Origin of the sequence: Albidovulum salinarum (genome assembly GCF_025673475.1) — a bacterium.
Classification (GTDB): domain Bacteria; phylum Pseudomonadota; class Alphaproteobacteria; order Rhodobacterales; family Rhodobacteraceae; genus Albidovulum; species Albidovulum salinarum.
The window spans coordinates 35,004-57,822 of sequence record NZ_JAOVQO010000005.1 but is presented as its reverse complement, the minus strand read 5'-3'; the positions used below and the strand labels follow the sequence as shown (position 1 = coordinate 57,822).

General features: G+C 67.2%; 30 protein-coding genes. 16 read left to right on the top strand and 14 right to left on the bottom strand.

Features of this window, described 5'->3' with window-relative positions:
* Positions 1 to 24: 24 nt before the first annotated feature.
* The 6 genes from thrS (at position 25) to OEZ60_RS06410 (ending at position 5,041) form a co-directional block, all read left to right on the top strand.
* Positions 25 to 1,980 (top strand): threonine--tRNA ligase, encoded by a 1,956-nt coding sequence (gene thrS / locus OEZ60_RS06435; protein ID WP_263334338.1) that lies wholly within the window; start codon positions 25 to 27, stop codon positions 1,978 to 1,980.
* 189 nt (positions 1,981 to 2,169) lie between these two features.
* Complete coding sequence (locus OEZ60_RS06430) at positions 2,170 to 2,466, top strand: BufA1 family periplasmic bufferin-type metallophore (protein ID WP_263334336.1); 297 nt, start codon at positions 2,170 to 2,172, stop codon at positions 2,464 to 2,466.
* A gap of 60 nt (positions 2,467 to 2,526) precedes the next feature.
* The gene (gene bufB / locus OEZ60_RS06425; protein ID WP_263334334.1) at positions 2,527 to 3,381 is read left to right on the top strand and encodes an MNIO family bufferin maturase; all 855 of its coding nucleotides are present in this window, start codon (positions 2,527 to 2,529) and stop codon (positions 3,379 to 3,381) included.
* A complete protein-coding gene (locus OEZ60_RS06420) occupies positions 3,378 to 4,115 on the top strand; it encodes an HvfC/BufC N-terminal domain-containing protein (RefSeq protein ID WP_263334333.1) in 738 nt (245 codons plus the stop codon). The genes bufB and OEZ60_RS06420 overlap by 4 nt, the downstream gene beginning before the upstream one ends.
* A gap of 6 nt (positions 4,116 to 4,121) precedes the next feature.
* Positions 4,122 to 4,661 (top strand): DoxX family membrane protein, encoded by a 540-nt coding sequence (locus OEZ60_RS06415; RefSeq protein ID WP_263334331.1) that lies wholly within the window; start codon positions 4,122 to 4,124, stop codon positions 4,659 to 4,661.
* Between the two features lie 173 nt (positions 4,662 to 4,834).
* Complete coding sequence (locus OEZ60_RS06410) at positions 4,835 to 5,041, top strand: cold-shock protein (RefSeq protein WP_263334329.1); 207 nt, start codon at positions 4,835 to 4,837, stop codon at positions 5,039 to 5,041.
* 47 nt (positions 5,042 to 5,088) lie between these two features.
* Here OEZ60_RS06410 and OEZ60_RS06405 read toward each other — a convergent pair whose 3' ends face one another.
* Entirely contained in the window at positions 5,089 to 5,415 is a 327-nt protein-coding gene (locus OEZ60_RS06405; RefSeq protein WP_263334327.1) for an arsenate reductase family protein, read from the bottom strand.
* Between the two features lie 313 nt (positions 5,416 to 5,728).
* On the opposite strand from OEZ60_RS06405, the gene OEZ60_RS06400 reads away from it, so the two are divergent.
* Positions 5,729 to 6,010 (top strand): hypothetical protein, encoded by a 282-nt coding sequence (locus OEZ60_RS06400; RefSeq protein ID WP_263334326.1) that lies wholly within the window; start codon positions 5,729 to 5,731, stop codon positions 6,008 to 6,010.
* The gene (locus tag OEZ60_RS06395) at positions 6,007 to 6,198 is read left to right on the top strand and encodes a hypothetical protein (RefSeq protein ID WP_263334324.1); all 192 of its coding nucleotides are present in this window, start codon (positions 6,007 to 6,009) and stop codon (positions 6,196 to 6,198) included. The genes OEZ60_RS06400 and OEZ60_RS06395 overlap by 4 nt, the downstream gene beginning before the upstream one ends.
* 105 nt (positions 6,199 to 6,303) lie before the next feature.
* Here the strand turns inward: OEZ60_RS06395 and thyX are convergent, their stop codons facing one another.
* On the bottom strand, positions 6,304 to 7,209 hold the full coding sequence (thyX, locus tag OEZ60_RS06390; protein WP_263334322.1) for an FAD-dependent thymidylate synthase: 906 nt from the start codon (positions 7,207 to 7,209) through the stop codon (positions 6,304 to 6,306).
* A 170-nt stretch (positions 7,210 to 7,379) separates the two neighbouring features.
* Here thyX and OEZ60_RS06385 point away from each other — a divergent pair, with 170 nt between their 5' ends.
* From OEZ60_RS06385 to OEZ60_RS06370, 4 genes are read left to right on the top strand one after another with little or no spacing between them, the layout of a single operon-like run.
* Positions 7,380 to 7,808 (top strand): VOC family protein, encoded by a 429-nt coding sequence (locus OEZ60_RS06385; RefSeq protein ID WP_263334320.1) that lies wholly within the window; start codon positions 7,380 to 7,382, stop codon positions 7,806 to 7,808.
* Positions 7,805 to 8,491 (top strand): DUF1194 domain-containing protein, encoded by a 687-nt coding sequence (locus tag OEZ60_RS06380; RefSeq protein WP_317852822.1) that lies wholly within the window; start codon positions 7,805 to 7,807, stop codon positions 8,489 to 8,491. Before OEZ60_RS06385 ends, OEZ60_RS06380 begins: the two co-directional genes overlap by 4 nt.
* A 36-nt stretch (positions 8,492 to 8,527) precedes the next feature.
* Positions 8,528 to 9,241: a DUF1194 domain-containing protein gene (locus tag OEZ60_RS06375; protein ID WP_263334318.1), complete on the top strand. Its 714-nt coding sequence runs from the start codon at positions 8,528 to 8,530 to the stop codon at positions 9,239 to 9,241.
* A gap of 3 nt (positions 9,242 to 9,244) precedes the next feature.
* The gene (locus OEZ60_RS06370; RefSeq protein ID WP_263334317.1) at positions 9,245 to 9,973 is read left to right on the top strand and encodes a DUF1194 domain-containing protein; all 729 of its coding nucleotides are present in this window, start codon (positions 9,245 to 9,247) and stop codon (positions 9,971 to 9,973) included.
* Positions 9,974 to 10,305: 332 nt separating this feature from the next.
* Here the strand turns inward: OEZ60_RS06370 and OEZ60_RS06365 are convergent, their stop codons facing one another.
* The 3 genes from OEZ60_RS06365 to OEZ60_RS06355 all read right to left on the bottom strand — a co-directional run bounded on the left by OEZ60_RS06365 (position 10,306) and on the right by OEZ60_RS06355 (position 11,574).
* The gene (locus OEZ60_RS06365; RefSeq protein ID WP_263334315.1) at positions 10,306 to 10,803 is read right to left on the bottom strand and encodes a MarR family winged helix-turn-helix transcriptional regulator; all 498 of its coding nucleotides are present in this window, start codon (positions 10,801 to 10,803) and stop codon (positions 10,306 to 10,308) included.
* Positions 10,804 to 10,882: 79 nt separating this feature from the next.
* Positions 10,883 to 11,122, bottom strand: a complete 240-nt coding sequence (locus OEZ60_RS06360) for a succinate dehydrogenase assembly factor 2 (RefSeq protein ID WP_290428626.1) — start codon at positions 11,120 to 11,122, stop codon at positions 10,883 to 10,885.
* A gap of 29 nt (positions 11,123 to 11,151) precedes the next feature.
* Positions 11,152 to 11,574 (bottom strand): helix-turn-helix domain-containing protein, encoded by a 423-nt coding sequence (locus tag OEZ60_RS06355; RefSeq protein ID WP_263334311.1) that lies wholly within the window; start codon positions 11,572 to 11,574, stop codon positions 11,152 to 11,154.
* A gap of 83 nt (positions 11,575 to 11,657) precedes the next feature.
* Between OEZ60_RS06355 and OEZ60_RS06350 the strand changes: the two genes are divergently transcribed.
* Both OEZ60_RS06350 and OEZ60_RS06345 read left to right on the top strand, forming a co-directional pair.
* Positions 11,658 to 12,860, top strand: a complete 1,203-nt coding sequence (locus OEZ60_RS06350; protein WP_263334310.1) for a pyridoxal phosphate-dependent aminotransferase — start codon at positions 11,658 to 11,660, stop codon at positions 12,858 to 12,860.
* A gap of 9 nt (positions 12,861 to 12,869) precedes the next feature.
* On the top strand, positions 12,870 to 13,298 hold the full coding sequence (locus tag OEZ60_RS06345) for a hypothetical protein (protein WP_263334308.1): 429 nt from the start codon (positions 12,870 to 12,872) through the stop codon (positions 13,296 to 13,298).
* A 17-nt stretch (positions 13,299 to 13,315) separates the two neighbouring features.
* On the opposite strand, the gene OEZ60_RS06340 is transcribed toward OEZ60_RS06345, so the two are convergent.
* The 3 genes from OEZ60_RS06340 to ppk2 all read right to left on the bottom strand — a co-directional run bounded on the left by OEZ60_RS06340 (position 13,316) and on the right by ppk2 (position 16,481).
* On the bottom strand, positions 13,316 to 14,683 hold the full coding sequence (locus OEZ60_RS06340) for an MATE family efflux transporter (RefSeq protein ID WP_263334307.1): 1,368 nt from the start codon (positions 14,681 to 14,683) through the stop codon (positions 13,316 to 13,318).
* Between the two features lie 46 nt (positions 14,684 to 14,729).
* Complete coding sequence (locus tag OEZ60_RS06335; RefSeq protein WP_263334305.1) at positions 14,730 to 15,257, bottom strand: GNAT family N-acetyltransferase; 528 nt, start codon at positions 15,255 to 15,257, stop codon at positions 14,730 to 14,732.
* A 141-nt stretch (positions 15,258 to 15,398) separates the two neighbouring features.
* Positions 15,399 to 16,481 carry a polyphosphate kinase 2 gene (gene ppk2, locus OEZ60_RS06330; RefSeq protein ID WP_263334303.1) on the bottom strand — a complete coding sequence of 361 codons (1,083 nt, stop codon included), beginning with the start codon at positions 16,479 to 16,481 and terminating at the stop codon, positions 15,399 to 15,401.
* Positions 16,482 to 16,653: 172 nt separating this feature from the next.
* Here ppk2 and OEZ60_RS06325 point away from each other — a divergent pair, with 172 nt between their 5' ends.
* On the top strand, positions 16,654 to 17,313 hold the full coding sequence (locus tag OEZ60_RS06325) for a glutathione S-transferase family protein (protein WP_263334302.1): 660 nt from the start codon (positions 16,654 to 16,656) through the stop codon (positions 17,311 to 17,313).
* A gap of 140 nt (positions 17,314 to 17,453) precedes the next feature.
* Positions 17,454 to 18,350 (top strand): ankyrin repeat domain-containing protein, encoded by an 897-nt coding sequence (locus OEZ60_RS06320; RefSeq protein ID WP_263334300.1) that lies wholly within the window; start codon positions 17,454 to 17,456, stop codon positions 18,348 to 18,350.
* A 92-nt stretch (positions 18,351 to 18,442) separates the two neighbouring features.
* Here OEZ60_RS06320 and nadE read toward each other — a convergent pair whose 3' ends face one another.
* From nadE to OEZ60_RS06290, 6 genes are all read right to left on the bottom strand, one after another.
* Positions 18,443 to 19,222, bottom strand: coding sequence for an NAD(+) synthase (nadE, locus tag OEZ60_RS06315; RefSeq protein WP_263334298.1), 780 nt, complete (start codon positions 19,220 to 19,222; stop codon positions 18,443 to 18,445).
* Between the two features lie 483 nt (positions 19,223 to 19,705).
* Complete coding sequence (locus OEZ60_RS06310) at positions 19,706 to 20,119, bottom strand: ester cyclase (protein WP_263334296.1); 414 nt, start codon at positions 20,117 to 20,119, stop codon at positions 19,706 to 19,708.
* A 126-nt stretch (positions 20,120 to 20,245) separates the two neighbouring features.
* A complete protein-coding gene (locus OEZ60_RS06305) occupies positions 20,246 to 20,824 on the bottom strand; it encodes a TetR/AcrR family transcriptional regulator (RefSeq protein WP_263334294.1) in 579 nt (192 codons plus the stop codon).
* 138 nt (positions 20,825 to 20,962) lie between these two features.
* On the bottom strand, positions 20,963 to 21,106 hold the full coding sequence (locus OEZ60_RS06300) for a hypothetical protein (protein ID WP_263334292.1): 144 nt from the start codon (positions 21,104 to 21,106) through the stop codon (positions 20,963 to 20,965).
* A 242-nt stretch (positions 21,107 to 21,348) separates the two neighbouring features.
* Positions 21,349 to 21,900 (bottom strand): hypothetical protein, encoded by a 552-nt coding sequence (locus OEZ60_RS06295; protein ID WP_263334291.1) that lies wholly within the window; start codon positions 21,898 to 21,900, stop codon positions 21,349 to 21,351.
* A 237-nt stretch (positions 21,901 to 22,137) separates the two neighbouring features.
* Complete coding sequence (locus tag OEZ60_RS06290) at positions 22,138 to 22,731, bottom strand: SAM-dependent methyltransferase (RefSeq protein WP_263334289.1); 594 nt, start codon at positions 22,729 to 22,731, stop codon at positions 22,138 to 22,140.
* Positions 22,732 to 22,819 lie beyond the last annotated feature (88 nt).

Below are 22,819 nucleotides of genomic sequence, written 5' to 3'. Positions count from 1 at the left end.
CAAACCGACGAGGAGCATGGGCCGATGACCCAGATTTCCCTGACATTCCCCGATGGCAACAAACGCGACTACGCGAAAGGCGTGACCGCCACCGAAGTGGCGCAGTCGATCGCCCCCTCGCTCGCCAAGGCGGCAATCTCGGCTTGCGTCGACGGCCGGCACTGGGATCTCCAGTGGCCGATCGAGGCCGACAGCCAGATCGCCATATACACGATGAAGGACGACGCCCAGGCGCTCGAACTCATCCGCCACGACTTCGCCCATGTCATGGCCCGCGCCGTGCAGAAGCTCTGGCCCGAGGTGAAGGTCACGATCGGCCCGGTGGTCGAGAACGGCTGGTACTACGACTTCGACCGCGAGGAGCCGTTCACGCCCGAGGATCTCGGCGCCATCGAGAAGGAGATGCGCGCCATAATCGCCGAACGCGACCCGGTGAAAACCGAGGTCTGGGACCGCAGCCGCGCCATCGCCCACTACGTCGCCAAGAACGAGCCCTTCAAGGTCGAGCTGATCGAGGCGATCCCCGGCGACGAGCCCTTGCGCATGTACTGGCACGGCCACTGGCAGGACCTCTGCCGGGGGCCCCATCTCCAGCATACCGGCCAGCTCCCGGCCGACGCGTTCAAGCTGATGTCGGTCGCCGGCGCCTACTGGCGCGGCGATCACACCAAGAAGCAGCTCCAGCGCATCTACGGCGTCGGCTTCAAGAACCGCGACGACCTCAAGGCCCATCTGACGATGCTCGAGGAGGCCGCCAAGCGCGACCACCGCAAACTCGGCCGCGAGATGGAGCTCTTCCACATGCAGGAAGAGGCGCCGGGCATGGTGTTCTGGCACCCGAACGGCTGGACCGTCTACTCGGCGCTGCAGGACTACATGCGCCGCCGCCTCGACCGCGCCGGCTACAAGGAGATCAAGACGCCGCAGGTCGTGGACCGCGTGCTCTGGGAACGCTCGGGCCACTGGGAGGCCTACCGCGAGAACATGTTCATCGTCGAGGTCGACGAGGAAGGCGCCAAGGAAAAGCGCATCAACGCGCTGAAGCCGATGAACTGCCCCTGCCACGTCCAGGTCTACAACCAGGGCCTCAAGTCCTACCGCGACCTGCCGCTCCGCCTCGCCGAGTTCGGCTCCTGCCACCGCTACGAATCCTCGGGCTCGATGCACGGCCTCATGCGGGTGCGCGGTTTCGTCCAGGATGACGCCCACATCTTCTGCACCGAGGACCAGATCGAGGCCGAATGCGCGGGCTTCATCGACCTTCTGTCCTCGGTATACGCCGATCTCGGCTTCACCAAGTTCGACATCAAGCTCTCGACCCGGCCCGAGGTCCGCGTGGGCTCCGACGAGATCTGGGACAAGGCCGAGGCGGCGCTCGAAAGCGCGGTCAGGAAGGTCCGCAACGACTATGTCATCGACCCCGGCGAAGGCGCCTTCTACGGGCCGAAGCTCGACTTCAAGCTCACCGACGCGATCGGGCGGGAATGGCAGTGCGGCACCTTCCAGGCCGATTTCAACCTGCCGGTCCGTCTCGGCGCGGAATATGTCGGCGAGGACGGCGCCAAGCACCGCCCGGTGATGCTGCACCGCGCGATCCTCGGCAGCTTCGAGCGGTTCCTCGGCATCCTGATCGAGAACTACGCCGGCAAGCTGCCGTTCTGGCTCGCGCCCCGGCAGGTCGTCGTCGCCTCGATCGTCTCGGATGCCGACGACTACGTCCACGAGGTCGTGGCTGCGCTTCGCGATGCCGGGCTCCGCGCCGAGGCCGACACCCGCAACGAGAAGATCAACTACAAGGTCCGCGAGCATTCGGTCGGCAAGGTTCCCGTGATACTCGCGGTCGGCATGAAGGAAGTCGCCGAGCGGACTGTTTCAATCCGCCGCCTCGGCGAGACCCGGACCGAAACCGCCGGCCTCGCCGAAGCGGTCGCGGCGCTCGCCGGCGACGCGACGCCGCCCGACGGCCTCGCCCGGAAATAAAGGCGTTCTGACAGGCTCCGCCCACAAGGGCGGGGCCTCCGCACCGGCCGAACCGGCCGGGCAGCTTGATGTTTCAGCTTTTCACGCACCTGTGGGCCACGCCTTCGTGAGTGGTCAGTGACCGAAGCTGCGGCTACGGTCCCTCCTGTCGACACGACGACCCAAGCAACCGCAACAAGGGATACAACCATGTCTCATTCCGTGAAGACCCTCGCCGTCGCCGGCAGCCTCGCCGCAGCCCTTGCCGGGCACATGGCCACGCCGGCCGCGGCCCAGGAGGCCAAGGAAAAGTGTTTCGGCGTGGCGCTGGCCGGCCAGAACGACTGCGCCGCGGGTCCGGGCACGACCTGCGCCGGCACCTCGAAGGTCGACTACCAGGGCAACTCCTGGAAGCTCGTCCCGGCCGGCACCTGCGCCACGATGGAACTGCCCGACGGCCGCATGGGCTCGCTCGAGGCGCTCGACCGCGACCTGCCGCAGGGCTGAGGATCGCCTCCGGCATCCCCGGCCTCGCCGGGGATGCTGTCCTGACCAACGGGGGACGGCATGCTAGACCAAACCGCCAAGCGCAGGCTTCCGGCCCGGCCCGGCGTCGGTTACAAGCCCCAGCACTTTTCCAGCATTCTCGCCGATCCGACTCCAGTCGAATGGCTCGAAATCCATGCAGAAAACTACATGGGCGACGGCGGCCGCCCCCTCGCGCAGCTCCGCCACCTCGCCGAACGCTTCCCGATTTCCGTCCACGGCGTCGGCCTCTCGATCGGCGGCGAGGCCGCTCTTGACCGCGACCACCTCGCCCGGCTGAAGCAGCTCTGCGGCTGGCTCGACCCGGCGAGCTTCTCCGAACACCTCGCCTGGTCCACCCACGGCGCCGAGTTCCTCAACGACCTCCTGCCGCTGCCCTATACGGAGGCCACGCTGGCCCGCGTCTGCGCCCATATCGACGAGGTGCAGGATCACGTCGGCCGCCGCATGCTCCTCGAAAACCCCTCGGTCTATGTGAATTTCACCGAGACAAATCTCGACGAGATCGACTTTTTGACCGAGATCGCGAAGCGCACCGGCTGCGGCCTGCTGCTCGACGTGAACAATGTCTATGTCTCCTGCACCAACCGGCAGACCGACCCCGGCGACTACATCGACCGCTTTCCCCATGATCTCGTGGGCGAGATCCATCTCGGCGGCCATGACGAGGATGCCGACGACGCCGGCGCGCCGCTCCTCATCGACGCGCACGGCTCCGAGGTCGTGGACCCGGTCTGGCAGCTCTATGCCCGGACCCTCGCCAGGGGGGGCGCGAAGCCGACGCTGATCGAATGGGACAACGACGTCCCCGACTGGCCGGTGCTGGCCGAAGAGGCCGCCCGCGCCGCCCGCATCCTCGACGGGGTGCCGGCATGAGCCAGTCGGAGTTCCGCGCCGCCCTCCTCGACCCCAGCCGGCCCGCACCGGAGGGCCTCACCGGCCCCGCCGGCCAGCCCGCCGGGCGCCGCTTCGACGTCTACCGCAACAATGTCACCGTCTCGCTGACCGAGGCGCTGCGCCAGGCCTTCCCGGTCATCCGCAAGCTCGTCGGCGAGGAGTTCTTCACCGCGATGGCGCGCGAGCATCTGCGCGCCCATCCGCCCGCTTCCCCGCTGATGATGTTCTACGGCGCGGCGATGCCCGCCTTCCTCGAGACCTTCCCCCCGGTCGCGCATCTCGGCTACCTGCCCGACATCGCCCGGCTCGAGCTTGCGCTGCGCCAGTCCTACCACGCCGCCGACGCCGCGCCGGTCGCGGCCGAGGCGTTGCAGACCCTCACTCCCGACGCCTTCGTCGCAGCCCGGCTCCGGCTCGCCCCTTCCGTCCGGCTCCTCCGCTCCCGCTGGCCGATCCACGCGATCTGGACGGCCAATGCCCGCAACGGCACCGCCCCCAAACAGGCCACGGCCGAGGACGTGCTCATCGTCCGCCCCGATTTCGACCCCGAACCGCTTCTCCTTCCCGCCGGCGCCGCCCCCTTCGTCGCCGCGCTGGCAGAAGGCCGGACTGTCGGCGAGGCCCTCGACGCCGCCGGCGCGTTCGATCTCACCGCGACCCTCGGCCTCCTGCTCGGCGGGAGTGCGATCGTCGGCATCAGTACAGGAGAGTGACCCCCCGTGTTTGCCGCCTATGACCGCCTCGCGGACCACCTCAGCCGCCTTGCCCCCGCCACGCTGCCGACGCTCGCGCGGTTCGTCTTCGCCGGGGTCCTGCTCATTTATTACTGGAACTCCGCCCGCACCAAGGTCGGCGAGGGGATCACCGGCCTCTTCCGACCCTCGGACGGCGCCTATATCCAGATCTTCCCCAAGGCGGTCGAGGCCGCCGGCTACGACTTCTCGCAGCTCGGTCCCTTTCACTGGGCGGTGACGCTCGCAGGGACCTGGGCCGAGCTGCTCCTGCCGCTCCTAATCGTTCTCGGCCTCCTCACCCGGCTCGCCAGCCTCGGCATGATTGGCTTCGTTCTCGTCCAGAGCCTCACCGACATCGTCGGCCACGGCGTCGGCGGCGACGATCTCGGCCGCTGGTTCGACGCGACCCCGGGCGCGCTCATACTCGACCAGCGGGCGCTCTGGATCATGCTGCTCCTGCCGCTGGTCCTGATGGGCGCCGGTCCCCTGTCGCTCGACCGCCTGCTGGCCCGCAACCGCCGCTGAATCCGCACCTTCTTCAAATGCCTTGATTTTTGGCGGAAATACCTCATCATTTCCTCGGCGTGACCGCAGACTTTCCTACCGCTCCCTCGTCACGGGGCAGCCGGAAGATTCGAAAGACCTGGCTGCACGGCCTTGGGCAATGGCGCCCGGGAACAATGACTGAGGAGGAACGGATGGCCACTGGCACCGTTAAATGGTTCAATACTACCAAGGGGTACGGATTCATCGCCCCGGACGATGGCGGCAAGGACGTTTTCGTCCATATCTCCGCCGTCGAGCGCGCGGGCCTGAAGACGCTCGCCGACAATCAGAAAGTTGCCTACGAAATGCAGTCCGGCCGCGACGGCCGCGCCTCTGCGGCGGACCTGAAGCTGCTCTGATCCGACGGCATCCGTGACACCTGCGGCCCGCCTCCGGCGGGCCGTTTTCATGACAGAAGCGCTGCCTGCACGTCCTTGCCCCAGCCAAGGTGCAGCGCCGCGCCGCTGTCGATCACCGGCCGTTTCATCACGGTTGGATGCGCCGCGATGAGCTCCGCCAAGGGCGCCGCGCGGCTTACCTCGTCAAGCGCCCGCCAGGTCGCCGAGGCGCGGTTGACCAGGCGGTCGCCGAAGGCCGCGAGGAACCGCTCCAGCTCCGCCACGGTCAGCGACTCGGCGCGGATATCCCGGAAGGTGACCGCATGGCCCGCCGAATCGAGCGCCCGCCGCGCCTTGCGGCAACTGTCGCAGCTGGCAATTCCATACAGGATCATCGGCTCGGGCCTCCCGGATTCGCGCGCTTGCCCGGGCCCGGATAGTCGATGCCCGCGTAGCCTGGCAAGCCATCAGCAAGATTCCGCCTCCTTCCCCTCCGTAACCGCGCCCGATCGGCGGAAATCCGAGCATCGTCGGCGGAAGTCCGACGTCTCCGAACTGGAAACATTTGTCTCTATTGCGCAACATTTCGAGAATATTTAGCAGTAAAGACACTAGGTACGGTAGTCCGAGTTCTGGAGTTGAGAACCACGAGCAGTGACCGAGCAGCGCAGCGGAGCAGCCTCAACGGCGCCGCGCAAAGGGGGGCAGATGACTGTTAGCAATCAACTGATCGACCGGCTGTCGAGCGAGGCAGGCCGGAGGCTCAACGAAACCGCACGCGCCGGGAGGCGCCGGGCGCTAGGCTCGATCTCGCGTTGCTGCGTGACCGTGACCACCGACGGCACCACGATGCGCGAGGAGTTCTTCGACGTGACCCCGACCATCGGCGAAATCAGCGCCCGGGTCGGCGGCGGCGCCTATGTCGTGTCGATCGCGATGCGCCGCAAACCCCTGAGGGAGCGCATCCGCCTGATGCTGGCGGCAGAATGAGCGTGCGTCTCATCCGGGTCCGCGTCACCCATGACGGCCGCGCGGTGGAGGATCTGATCTTCGACACGCCGCCGACGCTGGCCAAGCTCGCCGCCACCGCCGGACCGGCGGCCTTCATCGTCTCGGTCCACTGGCCCGACGGTCCGCTTGAGGCCGAAACGGCCGGAGTGCCCGCGCTGGCGGAGTGAACGGCGGGCGCTGCCCGGCCGCAATCGGCCCGTCTGGACCGATGCGTGACGGTCTGCGGACCAGCCCCCGGCCCGCGCCGAAGGCGGGCCGGGCTCAGCCGAGCCTTATCCCCACAGCGCCTCGAACTCGCGCCATTCCCCCGCGGACATGCCCGAGTCGACCTGCGTCACGATCTCGCCGCGAAGCCGGCGCTTCAGCACATCGACCCCCTTGGCCGAAATGTTCGCGCCCCCCATCCGGTAGTCGCGGAACGCGCCGTAGGCGATCGGCACCCAGTCCTTGACGATGCCGCACATGACCTCGGCATAGGCGCGGATCTCGTATTGCGCATGCGCGTCCGCCCTGAGCCGCAGGAAGTGGAAGAGGTTGTGCAGGTCGGTCTTCCAGTACCACTGGGTATAGACATTCGCCGGCAGGTTCATCCGCGCCAACTCGCGCGCGAGGCCCTTCTGGCCGTCCTGGCTCAGCATCGCCTCGTAGTGGTCGTAGCTGCGCATCGCGTCCTCGCGCAAAAGGTCAAGGACGCGCTGCGCCTCCTCGCCCTCAAGCAGCTCGCCGCGGCCCTGATTGTTCACCGTGGACTGCGCCGCCAGATGCTCCGGGGCCGGGATGTAGAACTCGCGGTCGAGGATCGAGTAGCGCGCCGAATACTCGTTCACGTTGGCGGTGCGGTGGCGGATCCACTGGCGGGCGACGAAGACCGGCAGCTTGACGTGGAACTTGACCTCGCACATCTCGAACGGCGTCGAGTGCCAGTGCCGCATCAGGTAGCGGATCAGCCCCTCGTCGTTCGTGACATGCTTGGTGCCCCTGCCGTAGCTCACGCGCGCCGCCTGGGTGATGGCGCTGTCGTCGCCCATGTAGTCGATGACCCGGACATGGCCGTGGTCGAGGACGTGATGGGCCATGTAGAGATGCTGCTCCATGCCCGGCGCGACCGCGCGCAGGGTCGGACGCTGGGCGGCGCGGGCCTCGTCGATCTCGGCCTGCTGTTCGGGGGTCAGGGTCATGGCGCTCTCCTCCGCATTCGAATCGCGACCACTATATCTATGGTCCGGGCGGGTCGTCACTACGATAGAAGCGTTCGATGAAAAACAGGCCCTGCCCGGGCCCGCGCGCGGCGCTTGGCCCGAAACGGGGGCGCTGCTAGGCTGTTGGAAGAACAGTCCGGGAGGGGTCCATGGCATTGAAATATCTCCATACAATGGTGCGGGTGAAGGACCTCGACGCCTCGATGGCGTTCTACCGGCTGCTCGGGCTCGAAGAGACCCGGCGCTGGGACAACGAGGGCGGGCGTTTCACGCTTGTATTCATGGCACCGCCAGGCCAGCCCGACTGCCCGCTGGAGCTGACCTGGAACTGGGACGGCGACGACGCTCTCCCCTCCGACAGCCGCCATTTCGGCCATCTCGCCTACGAGACCGACGACATCTACGCGCTCTGCGCCCATCTGCAGGCCAACGGGGTGACGATCAACCGGCCGCCGCGCGACGGGCACATGGCCTTCGTGCGCTCGCCCGACAACGTCTCGGTCGAGCTTCTGCAGGCCGGCAAGGCCCTGCCGCCCCAGGAGCCCTGGGCGAGCATGGCCAATATCGGACACTGGTGAGTCTCCGGCTTGCCTCCGCGCTGATCGCGCTGGCGGCGCCGGCCGAGGCCGGCTGCCGGCTTGCGCTCGTGCTCGCGCTCGACGTCTCGGCGTCGGTCGACACGATCGAGGACGGGTTGCAGCGCCAGGGCCTCGCGCGGGTGTTGCGGCTGCCCGAGATCGAGGCGGCCTTTCTCGCCATTCCCGACCGGCCCGTGGCGCTCACCGCCTTCGAATGGAGCGGGCGCTACCAGCAGGACATGCTGCTCGACTGGCGGCTGATCGAAACGCCCGAAGACCTCGCCGCCGCCGCCACCGCCATTGGCACCAGCAAGCGCGGCCGCAACGACATGCCGACCGCGCTCGGCTACGCGCTCGGCTTCGCCTCCGGACTGTTCCGCGAGGGTCCGGAGTGCGACAGCCGGAAGATCGACGTCTCCGGCGACGGCCGCAACAACGAGGGCTTCCCACCCGACAGCGCCTACGACGCCTTCCCGTTCGAGCGGATCACGGTGAACGGGCTTGCGATCGGCAGCAGCGACCGAGAGATGGCGAATTATTACCGGCGCGACCTGATCCGCGGGCCGGGCGCTTTCGTCATCGAGGCGAAGAACTTCGCGGATTTCGAACGCGCGATGCGGCTCAAGCTGCTGCGCGAACTCGAGGGCCCGGTGATCGGCATGGCCGGGCCCGCCGCGCCATGAGACCGCGGCGCGGATGGTCGTGAAAGGAGGACCGCGATGAAGGCACCCGCAATGATCGTCGCGGCGCTCGCACTGGCCGGATCGGCGGGCCCGGCGGTCTCAGGTTGCAGGCTCGGCCTCGCGCTCGGTCTCGACATTTCCGCCTCGATCGACGCGGGCGAATACCGGCTGCAGCGCGAAGGCCTGGCGCGGGCGCTGCTCTCGCCTTCGGTCGAGCGCCTGTTCTTCGCCTCCGGCGACTACTGGGTGGCGATCGCCGTCTACGAATGGAGCGCGAGGCGCCCCGAGCAGGTTCTCGTCGACTGGACGCCGGCCCGGACCCGCACGGATCTCGTGCGGGCCGCCGACAGGATCGTCACCGCCCCCTACGGCGACACGATTTATCCCACGGCGCTCGGCCAGGCGCTCGGCTTCGGCTCGATCCTCCTGCGCCGCGCGCCGGACTGCGCGCGCCACACGCTCGACATCTCGGGCGACGGCAGGAACAACCACAGCTACCCGCCCCGAACCGCCTATCGCGAGTTCCCGTTCGACGGCGTCACGGTCAACGGCCTCGCGATCCTTGGCGCCGAACCCGACATCGCGGCCTACTACCACGACGAGGTGCTGCATGGTCCCGGTGCCTTCGTCGAGATCGCGGACGATTTTCGCGACTTCGAGCGGGCGATGCGGCGCAAGCTCGAACGCGAGCTTGGCGCGCCTGAAATCACCATGACGCTCGACCACCCGCGACCGGACGTCGGAGGCTGACCGGTGATCCGCGCGCTCGCCCTCGCCGTCCTCTGCAGCTTAGCGCCCGCAGCCGAGGCGGGATGCCGCCAGGCGCTGGCAATCGGCCTCGACGTCTCGGGCTCGGTCGACGCGCGGGAATTCCTGCTCCAGGTCCGCGGCCTCGCCGCCGCGATCCGCGCCGCGCCGGTGCGGGCACTTCTGCTCGAGGCCCCCGAGACGCCGGTCGCGCTTGCGGTCTACGACTGGTCGGGCAGCGCCGACCAGCGTCTGATCCTGCCCTGGACCGAGATCCGCGATGCCGCCACGCTGGAGAGCGTCGCGGCGACGATCGCGGCGACGAACCGCGTCCCGCGTTCCCCCGCCACCGGCGTCGGTGCGGCGCTGGCCTATGGCGACCGCCTGCTCGCCCAGCGCCCGGACTGCTGGCGGGCGGTCCTCGACCTGACCGGCGACGGGCTCAACAATTCCGGGACGCAGCCGCGCGACCTGCGCCTGCCCGAGCGGATGCCGCCGGCGACCGTGAATGCTCTGGTGATCGGGGTCCATTCCGATGAGGGCGGCGAGCCCGGCATCGCCGAACTGACCGCCTGGTTCGCCACGGAAGTGATCCGCGGTCCGGATGCCTTCGTCGAGACCGCGCTCGGCTTCGACGACTTCCAGGCGGCGATGGAGCGCAAGCTGGTGAAGGAACTATCCGGTCTCAGGATCGGCGCCGCCGACGCCGCGCGACGCTCCGCCCGACGCCGCTGACGCTTCGGCTGACGCCGCGCGGCACCGTGCGGCGTTGGCGGCGCTTCGGCGGACGGCGTGGCGCTCCGGTCGAAGCCGGCGGTGCCTCGGTGGACGGCAGGCGGCGCGACGCTCTGGTCGAGGCCGGCGGCGCTTCGGCTGACGGCGCATGGTGCGGTTTTCTGGTCGAAGTCGGCAACTGGGCGGCGACCCGGAATCGGCGCGTCGTCAGGCGCGCGACGCGCTGCAAGCCCGAACCCAGCGCTCGCCACACCCCGCCGGCCGGTCGCCGCGACCGGCGGCGTGCCGCAACCGCTTCCATGAACCAGACACTAGCGCCGGCCAAGCCCCTGTCAGTAGATGTAGCGGATCTGGTCGATCCAGAACCGCTCCACCCGCCGCAACAGCGCATTCACCTCCTCAGAGCTCTTGAAGCCCATCACGCTGCGCGCCTCCAGAAGCTCCGCATGGCGCTCGAAGAGGCCAGCCACCGCGTCGCGCACGACCTGCCCCTTATCCGTGAGGCGCACCCGCACCGAGCGGCGGTCGATCTCGCAGCGTTCGTGATGCATGTAGCCGGCCTCGACCAGCTTCTTCAGGTTGTAGCTGACATTCGATCCCTGGTAATAGCCGCGGCTCTTCAACTCACCCGCCGTCACCTCGTTCTCGCCGACGTTGAACAGCAAGAGCGCCTGCACGGCATTGACCTCGAGGATGCCGAGGCGCTCGAACTCGTCCTTGATCACGTCGAGCAGGAGCCGGTGCAGCCGTTCGATGAGACCGAGGGTCTCCAGATAATCCGCGATCGGCCCCTGACGGGGCCGATCGTCAACCGTCGCATGAAGCGTCATCTTGATCTCCGCCGTTGTCTGCGCTCGGCGGCAGATTGGGCGGAAAGGACAAAATTTCGGTTAAGACCGATGCGTGGCCTCAGCTCCGCACCCGCGGGCCGCGCGCGAAGGCGGTGATTTCGGCGATCAGCCCCGCAAAACGCTCCGGCGCCGGGGCGGCGCCGGTTACCCACGGGTAGATATCCTGGTCGTTCTCGGCCAGGAGCGCGTCGTAGAGCGCGAGCCGTTCTGCGGGCATCGTGGCGAGATGGGCATCGGCATAGGGGCCGAGGACCAGATCCATCTCCTTGGTGCCACGCCGCCAGGAGCGCATCGCCATGCGCTTCAGGCGGGCTTCCGGGGTCTCGCTCACGCGGCCTTGCCGGCCGCGCCCTGGCGCAGCTTCTTCTCGAGCCGGCCGAGCCGCCCGGTCATCGCGCTCATCGCGGCGCGGAGTTCACGGATCTCGGCCAGGACGCCCTTGACCTGAGCCGCCTCCGTGTCCGTTTCGCCCGGCCCTTCGATGCCGTCGCCTTCGCCGGTCAGGAGCCACATCAGCGACACGCCGAGCATCCCGGCGAGCATCTGCAACCGATTGGCGCGCGGCTCCTTGGCATCGGCCTCCCAGTGCTCGATGACCCGGGTCTTCACGCCGAGCCGCTGGGCGAGATCGGCCTGGCTGAGACCGGAGGCCTCGCGCGCAGCGGCCAGACGGTCGCCAAAGGTGGCGGCGTCGTCGCTGAACCATTTCTCGTTGGCGTCTGCAGATTTCTCTAGCGTGTCGGTGTTCATCAGCTCTCCTTTTAAAGTCGCTTGTGGTGAACGAGGTCGCAATCTAAGACATGCAGCCGGTAATTTCAAACCGGAGTCCCCCCATGCCGTTCATTTCCGACACCTTGGCCCGCGTCAAACCGTCGCCGACCATCGCAGTGACCACCAAGGCGCAGGAACTGAAGGCCGCCGGGCGCGACGTGATCGGCCTTGGCGCGGGCGAGCCGGATTTCGATACGCCCGACAACATCAAGGACGCGGCCAAGCGTGCGATCGACGCGGGCAAGACCAAGTACACCGCCGTCGACGGCATCCCTGAACTGAAGTCGGCGATCTGCGCAAAATTCAAGCGCGAGAACGGCTTGGACTACACGCCCGCCCAGGTCACGGTCGGGACCGGCGGCAAGCAGGTTCTCTACAACGCGCTCGTGGCGACGCTCAATCCCGGCGACGAGGTGATCATCCCCGCGCCCTACTGGGTGTCCTATCCCGACATGGTGCTACTGGCCGGCGGTACGCCGGTGACGGTGACGGCCGGGATCGAGAGCAATTTCAAGCTCACGCCCGAGAAACTCGAAGCGGCGATCACGCCCAAAACCAAGTGGTTCATCTTCAACTCGCCGTCGAACCCGACCGGCGCGGGCTATTCGCAGAGCGAACTCAAGGCCCTGACCGACGTCCTCATGCGCCATCCCCATGTCTGGGTGATGTCGGACGACATGTACGAACACCTCGTCTTCGACGACTTCCGCTTCGTCACCCCGGCCGAGGTCGAGCCCGGCCTCTACGCCCGCACGCTCACCTGCAACGGCGTCTCGAAGGCCTATGCGATGACCGGCTGGCGGATCGGCTACGCGGCCGGACCGGTGGAACTGATCAAGGCGATGTGCACGATCCAGTCGCAGTCGACCTCGAACCCCTGCTCGGTCGCGCAATTTGCCGCCGTCGAGGCGCTGAACGGTCCGCAGGACTTTCTGGCCGAGAACGTAATGACCTTCCAGCGTCGCCGCGACCTCGTCGTCTCGATGCTGAACCAGGCCAAGGGCGTCACCTGCCCGCGCCCCGAGGGCGCCTTCTACGTCTATCCCGACATCTCGGGCTGCATCGGCAAGACCTCGGCCGGAGGCGCCGTGATCACCGACGACGAGGCCTTCGCGACGGCACTGCTTGAGGAAACCGGCGTCGCCGTCGTATTCGGCGCGGTCTTCGGTCTTTCGCCCAACTTCCGGGTCAGCTACGCTACCTCCGACGCGGCGCTCGAAGAGGCCTGCCGCCGGATTCAGGCGTTCTGCGCCGGCTTGCGCTGAGGAACCGATATGCCGGGCGTTCTGCCGGACCTCTACTTCCGCATCAGAGAGAACGGCGCGGCGGTGTTCCGGGTCGACACGGAGAACCGCCAGCGGCGGATCGAGATGGAGCAGATCGCCGTCGTCAACGTCAAGAACGGCGAGATCAAGCCGCAGAGCGAGCGCAAGCTCTCGGACGCCGACATGACGGCGATCCGCGACTGGCTGAGGTCGCGCCAGGAGTTGCTCGCCCGGCGCGACATCGACGACATCCACCGCTCGATCGACCATCTCAACCTCACCGCGCAATGGGCGCAATCGAAGGCGAGCGCCGAGCAGCTCGACGCGGTTACGGACGCGCTTTTGCTCGCAATGCACGACCTGCGCTCGGTCCTCGTGCGCAAGAAGTCGGAACGGCTGGCGCAGGCCGAAGCGCGGCCTGCGCGAAACAACGGCTAAAGGCGCCGGCTCCGCCTTCAGGCGGCCCCCTCCGAGCGGCCGCCCCAGCGGCGCCAAAACCGCGCCATCAGGAGCGCCGCCGCGACCGCGAGCCCGACGACAAGCCCGAGCCAGAGCCCGACCCCGCCGAGCCCGAGCGGGAAGGCCAGCGCATAGCTCGCCGGAATGCCGATCAGCCAGTAGCTGACCGAGGCGATCAGCATCGGCACCCGCGTGTCCTGCACCCCGCGCAGGAGGCCGAGCGCCATGACCTGCGCGGCATCCGCCAGCTGGAAGAGCGCGGCAACCGCCAGAAGCGCCGTGGCGTAGGCGACGATCGCCCCGGCCTGGGGCTCGGACGGGTCAAGGAAAGCCCGGATCAGCGGCCCCGGCAGCGCCAGGAACAGCACGACCACCAGCGCCGCGAAGACCAGCGACATCGCGATCGCGGCCAGGGCGCCGTCCCTCAGCCCCGGCCCGTCGTCCCGGCCGAGCGCCCGCCCGGCCCGCACCGTCGCCGCGTTCGAGAGGCCGAGATGGACCATGAAGGTGACCGCCGCGATCTCCTGCGCGATGCCGTGCGCGGCGAGCTCCATCGTGCCGATCCAACCCATCATCAGCGAGGCCGCGACGAAGAGCCCGCCCTCGAAGAGCCCGGTCAGACCGATCGGCCAGCCAAGCCGGTAGACCTGAACGAAGGCCGGCCAGTCGGGCCGCCAGAACCGCTGGAACAGGTGGAACCGGCGCGCGGCCGGATGGGCCGCCGCATAGACGCCCATCACCACCAGCGTGAGCGCCTGGGTTCCGACCGAGGCGATGGCCGCGCCGCGGATGCCAAGCTCCGGCGCGCCCCAGTTGCCGAAGATCAGCATCCAGTTGAGCACCGCGTTGAGCACGACGCCCGCGACCGTCGCCCAGAGCACGATCCCGGCGCGCTCAAGCGCCGACAGGAAGCTCCGCAACGCGGCGACGAGCAGCGCCGGGATCATGCCGAGGCCGGCGATCCGGAGGTAATCCTGCGCCAGCGCCGCCACCGTGTCGTCCTGGCCCAGCGCCAGAAGGATCGGCCCCGACCACCACATCACCGGCAGGACCGCGATGCCGAAGAGCGCCGACAGCCATAGACCCATGCGCGTGTCGCGCCGAACCTGGGTCTCGTCGCCGCGACCGAGCGCCGCCGCCACCATCGGCATCACCGCCTGCGCGAACCCCGCGCCGAGGATGAACAGGATGAAGAAGGTCGAGGCACCGAGCACGACGGCGGCAAGCTCGGTCACGCCGTACCAGCCCAGCATCACCGTGTCGGTGACGTGAAGCGCCATCTGCGCGAGGTTCGAACCGACAAGCGGCAGCCCCAGCGCAAGAAGCGCCCGCCCATGCGCGCCGTATGTCCTCCGCCCTGTCATCCGCGAGCCTTACGCCCGCGGCCCGTCGAGGTCCAGTCTTGCCCGGTCAGTCCCGCGCGGGCGCGCCCGGCAGGCGCAGTTCGTCCGGGACCGGCGGGCGGCCGACCAGCGCCTGCACGGCGCTCGGATCGCGGTCCGGAATCCGCCGGAATCCGGCGCGTTCGGAGATCCTGCGGATCGCCTCGTTGGTCTTGAGATAGATGATCCAGATCTCCCAGACCCCGCGCAGCCGGCTTTCCCGGAGCGCTTTGTCGAACAGCGCCGCCCCGATCCCGGCGCGGCGGTTCTCCTCCTCGACCGAGAGCGCGATCTCGGCCACAGGGCGATGGCCCGCGCGGATATGGACCTCGGCGATGCCGCAAAGCTGGTGGCCGCGGGCGGCGTCGACGACGACCGTGGGTCCGGTGGTCGCGGCATAGCGCGCCACGGCCGCGTCCGACGACCAGGTGAGGAACCTCTGGAGCCGCGATTCCTGGTCGAGCCGCAGCAGATGGACGGCAAGCCGCTCGCGCCAGCTCGGATCCCCCGGCGGGTGCGCGGTCAGGACAAGGCCGGATGACACTGGTCCGGGCATCGGTCACATCCGTTTCTGCGCGCGCAATGCTGCATCGCAGAAACAAGGTGGGGCATGTGGCGCGGAAATGGAATACCCAGTCCCCGCAAAAGCGGTCAGACCGGCCATGCGGCTCCGGCATGGCGCGGCCGGATCGCCGCCTCAGGCGTCCGTCGGCGTATCGTCCTTCCGGCCCGCCCCGTTCGCGGACCGCCGCAGATCGGGATGCAGCGCGGCGCCGAGGATATGCTCGGAACCGCGCACGACATGGCTCGCCCGGCCGACGATAAGCGGGTCCGGCGCGGTCACGACTTCGGGATCCTTGCCGGGATAGTCCAGCGAGGCGAGGAAATGGCGCATGCAATTGAGCCGCGCCCGCTTCTTGTCGTTCGACTTGACAATCGTCCAGGGCGCGTCGGCGGTATCGGTGTAGAAGAACATCGCCTCCTTCGCCTCGGTATAGTCGTCCCACTTGCCCAAGGAGGCCATGTCGATCGGCGACAGCTTCCAGCGCTTCAGGGGATCGGTCTCGCGGCTCGTGAAGCGGTGGCGCTGTTCGGTCCTTGTGACCGAGAACCAGTATTTGTAGAGCCGGATCCCCGAGCGCACGAGCATCCGCTCCAGCTCCGGCGCCTGGCGCATGAATTCGAGATATTCGGTCGGCGAGCAGAACCCCATCACCCGCTCGACGCCGGCGCGGTTGTACCAGGAGCGGTCGTAGAAGACCATTTCGCCTGCGGTCGGCAGATGCTCGACATAACGCTGGAAGAACCACTGGCCCTTCTCGTTCTCCGACGGCTTGTTCAGCGCCACGACCCGAGCGAAGCGGGGATTGAGATGCTCCATGAACCGCTTGATCGTGCCGCCCTTGCCGGCCGCGTCGCGGCCCTCGAACAGGATCACGAACTTCTGCCCGGTCTCCTGCGCCCATTTCTGGACCTTCAGCAGTTCGGCCTGCAACCGCGCCTTCTCGGCCTCGTAGGTCTTGCGCGCCATCTTGCGCGAATAGGGATAGCGGCCGCTCTCGAAGGCATGGCGGATCGCGTCGGCATCAACGACCGGGAAAGTCTTCGGCCCACGGGCGCGGATGGCGCTTCCGGCACCGTCGGCTTTCTCCACCGCCTCGGGCTCGGCTTCGGTCGTCGTGGCCTCCGCGACCGGCGACGCGATGTCCTCGGCCGCGGATATCACCTCATCCACGACCTCCACCACCACTTCGGTTGCGTCCGAAGACCGATCTGCCATAGCTCCACTCTCCTCCACGTTCGGCAGATGAATCTTGCCCGAAAACCCGCCCTCCGGCCTTGATTCGCATCAAATCAAGCCCTCTTTGCCGCAAAGATCCCGAAGCCAAAGGGGCTACCGCCCGTGCCCGCTTCGCGTTAGCGATAGAGGGACATCGATCGCGGAGGGAACCATGCTGACCATCTACGGCGTCTATCGCAGCCGCGCCTCGCGCAACTTCTGGCTCCTGGCGGAGCTCGGCATGGAGTTCGAGCATGTCCCGGTGATCCAGGGCTACCGCCTGCCCGATCCCGAGGCGGAAGACGCGCCCTTCAACACGCTCTCGCCCGGCTTTCTCTCGGTCAGCCCGGCGGGCGCGGTGCCGGTCCTCAAGGACGGGGACTTCGTGCTGTCGGAATCGCTCGCGATGAACCTCTACCTCGCCCGCAAGGCCGGCGGGCCGCTCGCGCCTTCGGACGCGCGAGAAAACGCGCTCATGGAGCAATGGGCGCTCTACGGCGCGACCTCGGTCGAGTCCCATGCGCTCGCCATCATGTACGCCCATGCCGAGGGCCGCGCGAAGACGCCCGAGGGCGAGGCCGAGATCGCGGCCGAGACGGCGCGGCTCCGCCGCCCGCTCGGCGTGCTCAATTCACACCTGCGGGAACACGGCCACATGGTCGGCGGCCGCTTCACGGTGGCCGACATCAACATGGCCGAGATCCTGCGCTACGCCCAGTCCGAGCCGGGCCTCATCCCCGCCTACCCTGCCATCGCCGCCTGGCTGACCACCTGCCATGCCCGCCCCGCCTTCAAGGAGATGTGGGAGCGGCGGCTGGCGGAACCGGCCTGAGGCCAGACCCCCGGCAGGAGCCTCGAGCCGGCATCGGGCTCAGGCAGGCACGCGCAGGCGCCGGCACGCCCCGGTTTTGGTGCAACGTGCCCGCCGTGGTACACTTTTCAGGTCAATATCCCTGAAGGGAGGATGCAACCATGCGATTGCACCTCTTCACGCAGCTTCGCCTGCTCTGCCTGGCCGTTCTCTTGCCAGGCTTGGCGGTCGCGCAGGATCTGGTACCGCTCGCCAGTTCCGGCGACATGCCGGCCCTGAAGGCGGCCTTGCCCGAAGGCTCCAAGCCCGATCCCGACATGCTGGTCAAACCGCTCTACTTTGCGGCCCAGCGCGGACAGGACGAGGCTGTGAGCTACCTCTTGTCCGTGGGAGCCGAACCAGACTCCGCGACGGATTTCGGCACCGCGCTCGGGATTGCCGCCCGCAACAACCACACCGGGATCGTCGCCGCCCTGCTGGCAGCCGGGGCCGATCCGAACCTGCCCGGCGGCGAATACGGAATGATGCCGCTCCATCAGGCCGCCGAGCGCGGAGCTATCGAGGCCGCCCGCCTGTTGCTCGAAAATGGCGCCGACGTGAATGCGGGGACGGCTCGCTTGGACTGGCCCGCAATTCAGTTTGCCGGGTCGAAGGACCAAGCCAAGATGGTCGCGTTCCTGCGAGACATGGGCGCCGGTCCGGCACCTGTCGAGGCCCTGAAGCCGGGGGAACTCGAAGCGGCCGACCCCGAGGAAGGGCGCGTGCTGGCGATCGAGTGTGGCGGCTGCCACGGCATGACGCCGGGTGAAGCTGGCTCGGGGCAACATCCTGGCCCCAACCTCGTCGGCGTCGTCGACCGTGCCAAGGCGTCGGCCGATGGCTTCCCGTATTCCAAGGAGATGCAAGCGCAGACGGGAAGCTGGACCCCCGAAGAGCTCAACGTCTTTCTGGCCGATCCGCACAATGTCGTACCCGGGACTACGATGACCGGCGGGCGCCAGCCGGATCGCGCCGCGCGGGTCGCCATAATCGCGCACCTCGTTCATCTCGCGCCCTAGCGACGGGTGAATCGCGACGGACGGCCACGGCGCAAAGTTACACGCCGAAACAGTTCGGCTCCCGGCAACGCCTGCCGGCGCCCGGTTTCCGCCTACCGCAGCGCCTCCGGAACCTCGCAGACCGGGATCGGCACCATCTTGTGCCGGTTGGCGGCATTCAGTCGCCGGTAGATCGCCAGCACCTCGGCCTGCCGTCCTGTCAGCGCGCCCGCGTCGCCCTCGAACGCCATCGCCCATTCGAGTTCGGGATAACTCGCGCCGATCTGGTCCTCGTCGGTGCGGCTGTCGCCCCAGAGCCCGTCCGTCGGCGGCGCCTTGAGGATCGCCTCGCCCACGCCGAGCGCGCGGCCGATCTCGTAGACCTCCGACTTGGTGAGATCGGCGATCGGGCTCAGGTCGACGCCGCCATCGCCGTACTTGGTGAAGAAGCCGATGCCGAAATCCTCGACCTTGTTGCCGGTGCCGACGACGAGCGCGCCGTGGAGCCCCGCGAGGTAGTAGAGCGTGGTCATCCTCAGCCGCGCCCGCGTGTTCACCAGCGCCATGTCGCGCGCCGCCCCCTCGGGCTCGCCCGGCAGCGCGGCGACGAGACCGTCGAAGACCGGCGTCAGTTCGACCTCCTGTCCGGCGACGCCCGCATGGCGCGTCTTCAGCGCCGCGATATGCTCGCGCGCCCGGCTGACCTGCTCGCGACCCTGGTGAATCGGCATCTCGACCACCAGCGTCGGCAACCCGGTCCGCGCCGCGAGCGCCGAGGAGACGGCGGAATCGATGCCGCCCGAGACCCCGACGACGAAGCCCCTGGTCCCCGCCTTCGCGCAGTAGTCCGCAAGCCAGCCGGTGATGTGGTCGATGACCGCGTCCGTCTTCATGTGCCCGTTCCCGCTCGTGTCCGCCGTTGCCGCCCGACCCTATCAGGCCGGCGCAGCAAGGCCATCCCCTTCCGCCGCTCAGACGGGCCTGAACAACGACATCGACCAACGCCAAGCCCCCCGAATGGCCCCTGCCCTTCGCGACCTCGGCGTCGAGATATTCCGCGGCAGCACCTTCCTGCCCGCAAACGCTCCGCGGAGGAGGTCTTGAGTGCAAATGCTTGGCACGCGGCGGCCTGCTCGCCACCTGACATGCGCGGCCCGCCGGCTGGGTGACGTGGGAACAGCGGCTCGCCGACCCGGCACGGCTTTCAATCGCGCCGGCAGGGGCGCGCGGTCCGGCGGCGGCTGTCGGCCCGTTCACTGCCTGATGCCGCATCGGACGTGCGGTTGCCGGAGACTAATCTTCGTTGGTCTTAGCCATGGTCGACACGAGCGAGAACGCCGCCCGCAAGGACGGCGTTCCCCGGTGCCGCGCTGGCGTCATGCCCATCCAAGCTGCTTCAGGGAATGGACGTCGTTCCAGATCTTGGTCATTCGCGCGATCTTGTCGCCTTCGAATTCCATGACATAGGCGTATTCGGCCGCCACCGCCCTGCCGGTCGGGGGCATCGGCCCGCCCTCTCCGGTTTGCGTTCCCTTGAAGACCGAGGTCGCCGTCACGATGTTGCGATCATGATCGGTCGAGAAGGACTTGAGCTCGTAGTGGCCGTCCGGGATCGGGGTCAATAGGCCCGCCGTCCAGCCGGTATAGCCTTCAAGCGTCGCAACGTCGGCCAGCGCATCTGCCTGGCACGAAAAAGCGGCCCCCTCGTGACAGTATTTCTTGCACACCTCCCAGCCCTTGCCGGTCTCACAGGCGTCAAAGAATGCCGTCGCGGTTTCCGATATCGTCATCTTGGTGCCCCCCAGTGCTGTTGAGTGCTCGTTTCGGTTCGTTACCTCGCATGAAGGCCTGCCCAGCAACCAAATTATAAAACAAAAATTTTAAAACATCCACCTTGCCGCCTCGCAGACCTTACCCTACCCGCGCAAGGCCCCCATGACCACGTCGTAAAGATTTGGTATCATGCGCTTTTTCTCGTCATGTCGGCCGTAGAGCACGGCGCCGTGGACACAGAAAACGACAAAGCTCGCAAGCACCGCCGGGTCCTTGTCCGGGCCGATGTCTCCGTCCCTCTGGGCGTTGATCAAGGCCGTTTCGATCAGCGATTCGAGCTCGGAGCAGAACGCACCGATCTCCTGCACGGCTTCCGGGCCGATCACATGTTTCTGCGACAGATGGTTCATCATCAGGCAGCCCTTGTACTCGGACCTCGCCGCGCCGGTCATGACACTTCCGATGAACGCCTCGACACCGGCGATATTGGGATTGTCGCGGAGCATTTCGTACCGCGGCTTGATGACGTAGCCGCGATAGTGCTTGAGCGTTTCGAGAAACAGCCCGTCCTTGTCTACGAACTCCTTGTACATGCTGGCGGTGTTCAGACCGGTTTCGCGGACGATGTCCCCAACCGAGGTCGCCTTGTAGCCGTCTCGCCAGAACATAACCATGGCGGTTTCGACGACCGCAGCGCGCGAGTATTTCCTGGGTCTGCCCATCTTGTTATTTTAAAACGTCCACTAAAAAACCTCAATGACCAGGCTACGGCAGGCAAGGCGAAGCACTACCCTCCAGCCCGTCGTGACACCGGGGGCTAACGGTCGCTTCGTCCTGCACGGCAGATGCTCCGCCCCCCCTCAACCCGGCCTTCGCGCGATGAAGTCGATCAGCGCCGAGCGCCCCGAATGGCCCTTGCCCTCGTCGACCTCGGCGTCGAAATCCTCCGCGCTGAGCACCTCCCAGCCCGCAAAAGCGTCGCGCAGAAGGTCGAGCGTATACATGTTCGCGGCATCAGGCGGCCCGTTCACCCCGCCAACGTGCAGAAAACCGCCTGATGGAGTTAGGAACGCTCGACACCATGACCGTGACCGAGGCCCATACGCCGCCCGACTTCAGGGCGATTTGGGAACGGCGGTTGGCCGAACCGGCATGACATCCACTCAAATCTGCCGGGGCGTGAGGTCCGGCGGCGGCTATGGATCCACAACAGACACATCGTTGGCTTGGGCGATCCTTGGAGGCCTCAGTTCAATTCTCGAATGTCTGGACTGACGTGGTGGATGTATCGTCCCAACTTGTTTCTCTCGGGTAGACCCAAAACATAATTGGCGGAATCGAACGCCACCTTCCACGTTTCGATATGGCTTGGGCCGCCCATGTCGCAATCATTCAGGAAGCTGACGAACAGCAGGTTTGCGTCGACACCATTTTCCCGCAGCCACCACAGGAAGGCCAGACGATTGGCGTACTGGTAGTAGAGTTCGCACCAGTTTGTAGACCGGTTTATCCCAAGATCCGCGCAGACGGCCGCGAAGGCACTATTGATCTGTTTCTTCGACGTCTCGCTGGCCTGGGACGGTGGGGAGAAGAACTCACGGATGTGAGCTTTTGCTTCGACCAGTACGGGACCGCTCGACGTTAGCCCGAGCGCATCCCATTGTGGTCCACGTTGCGGCCAGAAGTCCTTCAATGGACCACACAGTGAATCGATCCCAAGGCGCTCCAGGAAAGCACCGTCGCGGTACTCGGCGTAGTCGTCTTCTGCCAAAGGCGACACCCAGTCGATCGTTGGCAACTCCCGAGGTTGTAGTAGGTCGGGGCGCCGTTCGACGGCATCTTGAATCCACTTTAGGCTCCCTCGGGCTCCTTTCGCTTGGACGACTCTCATGTACCCTCCACCAACAAAACTCGCTCAATTGTCGTGTTCAATTAGCTGGTGATCAAGTTGAGCGATGGCACGGGACAAAAAACTCAAAAGCCGCAGGATGAGAACGACGGCAATGTCCCGCATATCGGGCGCTTCGCCCCCCCCTCAACCCGGCCTTCGCGCGATGAAGTCGATCAGCGCCGAGCGTCCCGAATGGCCCTTGCCCTCGTCGACCTCGGCGTCGAAATCCTCCGCCCTGAGCACCTCCCAGCCCGCAAAAGCGTCCCGCAGAAGGTCGAGCGTATACATGTTCGCGGGATCCGGCGGCCCGCCGGTGCCGTAGCCAACCTGGCGCGGCGCGTAGCCGTGCAGGAGCAGGAGCCCACCCGGCCGCACCGCGCCACGGATCCGCTCGAAAAGCGCCGCCCGTTCATCCGGCCCGACGAACTGGATGAAGATGCCGGCGACGACGTCATAGGCCTCCGACCAGTCCCAGTCCTCGATCCCTGCGCGATGGAAGTCCACCGTGACGCCCCGCGCCGCCGCGAGTCGCTCCGCCTTGGCGAGCGCGTTCGGCGCCGGCTCGAACGCCGTGACGCGCATCCCCTGTTGCGCCAGCCAGACCGAGTTCCGCCCCTCTCCATCGGCGATCGAGAGCACCCGCTCCCCCGCTTTCAGCCAGTGCGCGGCACGGCGCAGGAAATCCGCCGGCGCGGTGCCGAAAAGGTAGTCATCCCCCTGATATCGTTCGTTCCACATGGCCCCTCCTTGGTGGCTCTCCCGCCGCCACCCCCCATATTTCGCGCCACCACGCCCGTTTCGCAAGCCCGACCCCGCTTGCCCCGCC

Bases quoted from the DNA above. Each gene is read 5' to 3' on its own strand.
- OEZ60_RS06320 (WP_263334300.1), top strand. From the start codon at position 17,454: ATGCGATTGCACCTCTTCACGCAGCTTCGCCTGCTCTGCCTGGCCGTT.
- thrS (WP_263334338.1), top strand. From the start codon at position 25: ATGACCCAGATTTCCCTGACATTCCCCGATGGCAACAAACGCGACTAC.
- OEZ60_RS06350 (WP_263334310.1), top strand. From the start codon at position 11,658: ATGCCGTTCATTTCCGACACCTTGGCCCGCGTCAAACCGTCGCCGACC.
- OEZ60_RS06300 (WP_263334292.1), bottom strand. From the start codon at position 21,106: ATGTATACGCTCGACCTTCTGCGCGACGCTTTTGCGGGCTGGGAGGTG.
- OEZ60_RS06430 (WP_263334336.1), top strand. From the start codon at position 2,170: ATGTCTCATTCCGTGAAGACCCTCGCCGTCGCCGGCAGCCTCGCCGCA.
- thyX (WP_263334322.1), bottom strand. From the start codon at position 7,209: ATGACCCTGACCCCCGAACAGCAGGCCGAGATCGACGAGGCCCGCGCC.
- OEZ60_RS06345 (WP_263334308.1), top strand. From the start codon at position 12,870: ATGCCGGGCGTTCTGCCGGACCTCTACTTCCGCATCAGAGAGAACGGC.
- OEZ60_RS06340 (WP_263334307.1), bottom strand. From the start codon at position 14,683: ATGACAGGGCGGAGGACATACGGCGCGCATGGGCGGGCGCTTCTTGCG.
- OEZ60_RS06375 (WP_263334318.1), top strand. From the start codon at position 8,528: ATGAAGGCACCCGCAATGATCGTCGCGGCGCTCGCACTGGCCGGATCG.
- OEZ60_RS06290 (WP_263334289.1), bottom strand. From the start codon at position 22,731: ATGTGGAACGAACGATATCAGGGGGATGACTACCTTTTCGGCACCGCG.
- OEZ60_RS06365 (WP_263334315.1), bottom strand. From the start codon at position 10,803: ATGACGCTTCATGCGACGGTTGACGATCGGCCCCGTCAGGGGCCGATC.
- OEZ60_RS06305 (WP_263334294.1), bottom strand. From the start codon at position 20,824: ATGGGCAGACCCAGGAAATACTCGCGCGCTGCGGTCGTCGAAACCGCC.
- nadE (WP_263334298.1), bottom strand. From the start codon at position 19,222: ATGAAGACGGACGCGGTCATCGACCACATCACCGGCTGGCTTGCGGAC.
- OEZ60_RS06410 (WP_263334329.1), top strand. From the start codon at position 4,835: ATGGCCACTGGCACCGTTAAATGGTTCAATACTACCAAGGGGTACGGA.
- ppk2 (WP_263334303.1), bottom strand. From the start codon at position 16,481: ATGGCAGATCGGTCTTCGGACGCAACCGAAGTGGTGGTGGAGGTCGTG.
- OEZ60_RS06360 (WP_290428626.1), bottom strand. From the start codon at position 11,122: ATGGCGATGCGCTCCTGGCGGCGTGGCACCAAGGAGATGGATCTGGTC.
- OEZ60_RS06385 (WP_263334320.1), top strand. From the start codon at position 7,380: ATGGCATTGAAATATCTCCATACAATGGTGCGGGTGAAGGACCTCGAC.
- OEZ60_RS06355 (WP_263334311.1), bottom strand. From the start codon at position 11,574: ATGAACACCGACACGCTAGAGAAATCTGCAGACGCCAACGAGAAATGG.
- bufB (WP_263334334.1), top strand. From the start codon at position 2,527: ATGCTAGACCAAACCGCCAAGCGCAGGCTTCCGGCCCGGCCCGGCGTC.
- OEZ60_RS06405 (WP_263334327.1), bottom strand. From the start codon at position 5,415: ATGATCCTGTATGGAATTGCCAGCTGCGACAGTTGCCGCAAGGCGCGG.
- OEZ60_RS06420 (WP_263334333.1), top strand. From the start codon at position 3,378: ATGAGCCAGTCGGAGTTCCGCGCCGCCCTCCTCGACCCCAGCCGGCCC.
- OEZ60_RS06395 (WP_263334324.1), top strand. From the start codon at position 6,007: ATGAGCGTGCGTCTCATCCGGGTCCGCGTCACCCATGACGGCCGCGCG.
- OEZ60_RS06335 (WP_263334305.1), bottom strand. From the start codon at position 15,257: ATGCCCGGACCAGTGTCATCCGGCCTTGTCCTGACCGCGCACCCGCCG.
- OEZ60_RS06400 (WP_263334326.1), top strand. From the start codon at position 5,729: ATGACTGTTAGCAATCAACTGATCGACCGGCTGTCGAGCGAGGCAGGC.
- OEZ60_RS06310 (WP_263334296.1), bottom strand. From the start codon at position 20,119: ATGACGATATCGGAAACCGCGACGGCATTCTTTGACGCCTGTGAGACC.
- OEZ60_RS06325 (WP_263334302.1), top strand. From the start codon at position 16,654: ATGCTGACCATCTACGGCGTCTATCGCAGCCGCGCCTCGCGCAACTTC.